The following is a 4,832-nucleotide window of genomic DNA, read 5'->3' as shown; positions in this document are numbered from 1 at the left end:
TCCATCATCTGTTTTTGGCGCATCCACAGGCCCCATGCCACCCATCAGCATTGCCGAGTTTAAAAAGGCATCACGCCACGCGAGCTGCTCATAATGCATGTAGCCCGCCATCCCTATAGCCAGTGAAAGCAGCAACAAACCAATAGCTATTACAGCATGGAGCGCCACACGCTTGGCGAACAGTCTATGTGGAATAGGTGGCTTATTTTTTGATTCGTACATGATAACGATTGTAGCCTAAAGAGAAGGTGCCGGAGTTAGCTAATCATGCTTTGGTAGTAGGTAAGGCCTTCAAAAAAAATTAACTTCCTGTCTCTATCCTGCAAGGCAATAAGCGTTTCGATACGTCTAAAGTTATCAGGCTTTATCGAGAAATAAATTGTAGCGTTGGGACAGCAATGTGGGTTTTATTTACTTATGCTTAAGATTTGGTTTAGGAGGCTTGGTTGCCCACCAAATACACAATAACAACAAAAGCTGCAAAGGTAGGCGAGCGACTAGCGCCCAATAAGGTACCTCGGGAAACTGGCTGGCGTTTTGCAACATAAAAATATTAGCAGGTGTCACTGCAATAGTTAACAGAATCAGTCCCCAACCAGCAATGCGGCGTGTGCGGGCAAATAAAATCCCGATAGCACCTGCCAATTCAAAGACGCCACTAATCAGCACCAACTCCCTGTGTGCAGGCAACCAGGGAGGCACAATCTTCATCTCCAGTTCAGTAAAAGCAAAATGCGCAATTCCACCAATAAAAAACCATAAGAAAACAAAAGCGAGCGCCAGTATTTTGGTAAACCCAAGTTTTGAATGTTGAACTTTCTCAGTATTTGTAGACTGCATTCTTAGGTTTTCCGAAGTTTGTACTCATGGCTACGTTAAAAAGGGGTTATGTTAGAAGTCCCGCTTGAATATGGATTAGGCTTGCAGATGAGATACGCACCATTTCTGCAATCCGCCAAACTATAAACAATATAGCGCCTGCGATTAGAAGCCGAAATTGCCAAGCACCATAAAACTGGGCTTTATTGCCATTTGTTGCTAGAGCATTATGAACACCACTGATAGCCGCCTGAACTAGCTCTGGGTGCGGAGGTTGGTCAGGATGTGAACCCTGCTTTAGTTGAAGCAAAGCATAATTTGCTGATATTGATGTTTGAACCCAAACAACATTTTTACAACCACAAAAGAAACTTAAACCCCAGCAAAGTGTTGCCAAACCAACAGGTAATAACCACCAAGTTAAAACAAGGCCATCTGTTTTTTGAACTGCAAAACCAATTGCCGCACCTGCTGCTGCAAGCAAGAAGTAAGTATATTTTTCCTGACCAGTTTGGTGAGTCTTGTGTAAGTCTGAAATAGCATTATCAACTGACATTTGAATGACCTAGCGTGTGGTTAAGGGCTGGCTTTAGCCCATCCCAGTGAGCGAAGCGAATGGTTTTAACCACTGGTTAGACATTTTACTTTGCCCAAGGATGAATCTCGTCTTCTTCGAAATGTATGTTGAAGTATTTTTTAGGATCATAACCATCACAATAAGCCAGAGGTAGGTTCGTTAGTAGTTCGTACTTTTCTACATAGCCTTTTTCATTCCACTTTTTGCCAAATCTAGAAACTAAATTAAAAAATAATATATACAATTCCGGATTTGAAAGCTGCGCTCTATAGATTTTTACCAGATCAACTTTTTCACTATTGGAAAGATGTTTGTCGCTGTCCACTAGTTTTATTGCGTTATACATATTTCTAAAGTAACTACTTAGCTCCGTTTGGTTTGTTCTCCCGAGCTTTAAATCTTTGCAGGCATTGACCTTTGCAAGCATCATTTCAGCTATAACTATTCCTCCCTGATGAAATGATAATTTTTGTCTTATAAAGTCTATCCATGTATCGCTTTGGCCATAGTAGAAGCATATATAAGCGATATCGATTTTTTGTGCATCAGTTAAATTAATGTTTAGTTCTTTTTCAATTTCTGTAACTGCCTGAAGCAATCGCTTTAATTGGATTTTGTAGACTACAAAGGCTCTTCTGCCTTCTTCAATAATTTCGCTCTTTTTTGTTTCAATGCTTGGCGCGCGTATGTTTCTAATGTTTTCATTGTGATAATCAAGCATCTTGAAGAATCGATCACGCGTACCGTTTTTTGATGTGTCTAAATGCTGAGATGTTATTGTGTAAATTAAGAGGAGAACGCTGAATATTGTAAAAATAGTTCCAACGAAGCCGCCAAAGAAATCACCAAACTTTGCGGCCAGTTCTGCGTCAATTTTAAGACTTGTATTGAAATATATATCGTTAAATAAAATAAATATGGCTGTCACTAGTGAAGCTACGGCAAAGAGTATGCAAATTATTTTTATTGCTTTGATCGGCTGATTCATACTTTTCTCAAAAATTGGTGCCTAACGTTTGACACTAGGAGCGCGCTTTAACGCGTCGCAATTGACGGATGGGTTAGGGCTAATTGTCTTGAATCTCATACTTCTTCTTTGCTTAGCGGGTCAAAGTAATAAATCAGAGACGCCACAGCAACGCTAAATCATAGCGCCTATTGCTATTAAAGCGCCGATGTAATCAAATTGAAAGCCTTCAAAGGTTTTGTAGTAGTCAAGGCCATGACCAGTTAACACTTTCCTTATAATCCGAAAGATGGTTCCTATGCCAACAGTGAGAAGATAAAGCTCAGGGCGCATAGTTTGCAACAAGTTATTTTGCTGATTCTACTCATGAAGCCCTAATATACAAATTCACGCGAAGTCGGCTTTAGTGGGACGGAAGGAATGCAAGGCCGAAGAGCGGTTGGTGTATGAACATGCTTTAGCCTTGCGACAGAGCATAAAGAAACTTATAAAGTCGCCAACAACCAATCAAAAAGGTAGTACGGAAACTGGCGCTTGATAGCTATAAGATGGTGGTAGAGATGATTGAGAAAAAACCAAGGGACTATGGGCTCAGAGTAAAGACTGTTAATCAAGCAATTTCTCTTATTAAAAAATCATTTTTACTTTGACCGAAATGCCCTAAATCACTTGAGTTATGTGAGACCTAACGCTGGAGTAAGCTACTACTCGATAACCTCAATTTGCACGTCAATAACACCGTTTGAAATGCTGCCGATCTCACTGAATGCAGATTTTGAAAGATCAATGACCCGTCCCTTTACAAAAGGACCACGATCATTGATTTTGACAGTGACCGTTTTACCAGTATCGGTATTCGTCACTTTAACCAGCGAACCAAATGGCAATACTTTATGAGCGCCAGTTTTGAGTTCCTGTTTATATAGCTCACCGCTCGCAGTCTTTTTTGACTGGTGGCTGTTGGCGTAATATGACGCCTTTCCACTTTCCTTGTATCCAACCCAGTCTGCATTGGACCTTGGGCTGAGGGAGCTACATCCACTAATAACGAAAGCGATAAAAATTAAAATATACCTTGTCAATTTAATCCCTGCTTTGAGTTTATGTTTTGAAGACAGATGCGATGCAAGGTGGATCCAGTTATGGTTGTATCCAGATCGCTCGCTGCATAGCGACGCCGCGTGCACCGCAGGCTTGAGCATGTGCCAAGTGTTTTAGGTACATGCCGCCCAGCGCATAGACCGATATTTCCAGACCATTTAGCATTTCACCAAATTTTTCCCAGCCTAATCCAGTCTCTTCCGGGTGGCTGCGTGTCGGTAACACAGGCGATAGTAGCGCAAAATCGAGTTGCAGGGTTTGTGCTTTTTGCAGTTGCTCAGCATCGTGGCAGGAAGCGCCAATGAGCAGGTTATCTGGCTTAGTAATCATGTTCATCAGGCGTTGGCTGTTAAGGTGCACGCCCTGGTAGCCGAGTTGCACGGCTTGCTCCGGGCTGCTATTTAACAAACAGCGGCAGTCGTAAGGCGCGCACAATGACAAGACTTTTGTGCTCAACTGAGTGAGGTTATCTTCCTCGAGTTGCGGCTCTCTGACTTGCAGTAGTTGCAGGCCTTGATCCAACTGTTTTTTTAATGCTTGCAAGAACGCATGCTGCCCCATTTCCTGCACATTGCTGATGGCATACACAGAGGGCAATGAAAGCGCCTGCATGATAGGGGCGTTCGCAGGCAGCACCGGGCTGACATTGAGCTTTTGCGGATGTTGCCAGGCAAATTGCTGACCCTCTCGTGCTTGCAATTCACCGTGCCATTCACTGACAAAAAAGAAATGCAGCAACACTGTTTTGGCTTCAGCATCATGCGTAGCGGGGTAGTCATAACGCCGTTTGATCCATGGTTGTATCTGGGTCGGGGTAATGCCTAACTCCTCCTGCGATTCGCGAATTAATGCGTGTTCAGGGCTTTCGCCAGCTTCAATCTTGCCGCCGGGAAACTCCCACCAGCCTGCCCAGCCTTTACCTTGTGGGCGGCTGGCGAGTAAGTACTCTCCATTTGGCCGGATTAATATTGCGACCGCAACTTGTACAAGTTTTGCCATATGCGTTAAGACTTTAGTTGCAGTTTGCCTGCGTAATCCTTGGCAAACTGGAAAGCGACGCGGCCACTGCGGGCACCGCGGGTGTGGTAAAACTGCAAGGCGGCATGACGTGCAGTGTCATCCATGCTGACACCAAAGCTTTGCAGCCAGTGTTCGGCAATGTTCAGGTATTCATCCTGATCAAAACTATAGAAAGATAGCCACAGGCCAAAGCGTTCCGCCAATGAGGTTTTTTCATCAATGGTGTCGTTCGGGCGGATCTCGCCGGTTTTTTCCAGCACCGGCTGGTTATCGGCCATATATTCCGGCATCAGGTTTTTACGGTTGGAGGTGGCGTAGACCAGCAAATTTGATGAGGCATTTTCAATC

6 protein-coding genes and 1 pseudogene are annotated in these 4,832 nt (G+C 43.6%); all 7 read right to left on the bottom strand.

The features are described 5' to 3' along the window. Window positions 1-222: pseudogene (locus tag VK958_RS02670) on the bottom strand (hypothetical protein); the annotation flags it as partial. 189 nt (window positions 223-411) lie between these two features. Further along, the gene (locus VK958_RS02665; protein ID WP_325238802.1) at window positions 412-840 is read right to left on the bottom strand and encodes a DoxX family protein; all 429 of its coding nucleotides are present in this window, start codon (window positions 838-840) and stop codon (window positions 412-414) included. 46 nt (window positions 841-886) lie between these two features. Then, window positions 887-1,375, bottom strand: a complete 489-nt coding sequence (locus VK958_RS02660; protein WP_325238801.1) for a hypothetical protein — start codon at window positions 1,373-1,375, stop codon at window positions 887-889. An 85-nt stretch (window positions 1,376-1,460) separates the two neighbouring features. Next, entirely contained in the window at window positions 1,461-2,384 is a 924-nt protein-coding gene (locus VK958_RS02655) for a putative phage abortive infection protein (protein ID WP_325238800.1), read from the bottom strand. Between the two features lie 683 nt (window positions 2,385-3,067). Further along, window positions 3,068-3,445, bottom strand: a complete 378-nt coding sequence (locus VK958_RS02650) for a septal ring lytic transglycosylase RlpA family protein (RefSeq protein ID WP_325238799.1) — start codon at window positions 3,443-3,445, stop codon at window positions 3,068-3,070. Window positions 3,446-3,503: 58 nt separating this feature from the next. Continuing rightward, on the bottom strand, window positions 3,504-4,463 hold the full coding sequence (locus tag VK958_RS02645) for a Nudix family hydrolase (RefSeq protein WP_325238798.1): 960 nt from the start codon (window positions 4,461-4,463) through the stop codon (window positions 3,504-3,506). 5 nt (window positions 4,464-4,468) lie between these two features. Then, on the bottom strand, window positions 4,469-4,832 hold a 364-nt coding region (locus VK958_RS02640; protein ID WP_325238797.1), incomplete at its 5' end, for a DUF815 domain-containing protein.

Origin of the sequence: Methylophilus sp. (assembly GCF_035460085.1) — a bacterium.
Lineage (GTDB): Bacteria > Pseudomonadota > Gammaproteobacteria > Burkholderiales > Methylophilaceae > Methylophilus.
This window is presented reverse-complemented; position numbering and strand designations above follow the sequence as displayed.

Bases quoted from the DNA above. Each gene is read 5' to 3' on its own strand.
- VK958_RS02665 (WP_325238802.1), bottom strand. From the start codon at position 840: ATGCAGTCTACAAATACTGAGAAAGTTCAACATTCAAAACTTGGGTTT.
- VK958_RS02660 (WP_325238801.1), bottom strand. From the start codon at position 1,375: ATGTCAGTTGATAATGCTATTTCAGACTTACACAAGACTCACCAAACT.
- VK958_RS02655 (WP_325238800.1), bottom strand. From the start codon at position 2,384: ATGAATCAGCCGATCAAAGCAATAAAAATAATTTGCATACTCTTTGCC.
- VK958_RS02645 (WP_325238798.1), bottom strand. From the start codon at position 4,463: ATGGCAAAACTTGTACAAGTTGCGGTCGCAATATTAATCCGGCCAAAT.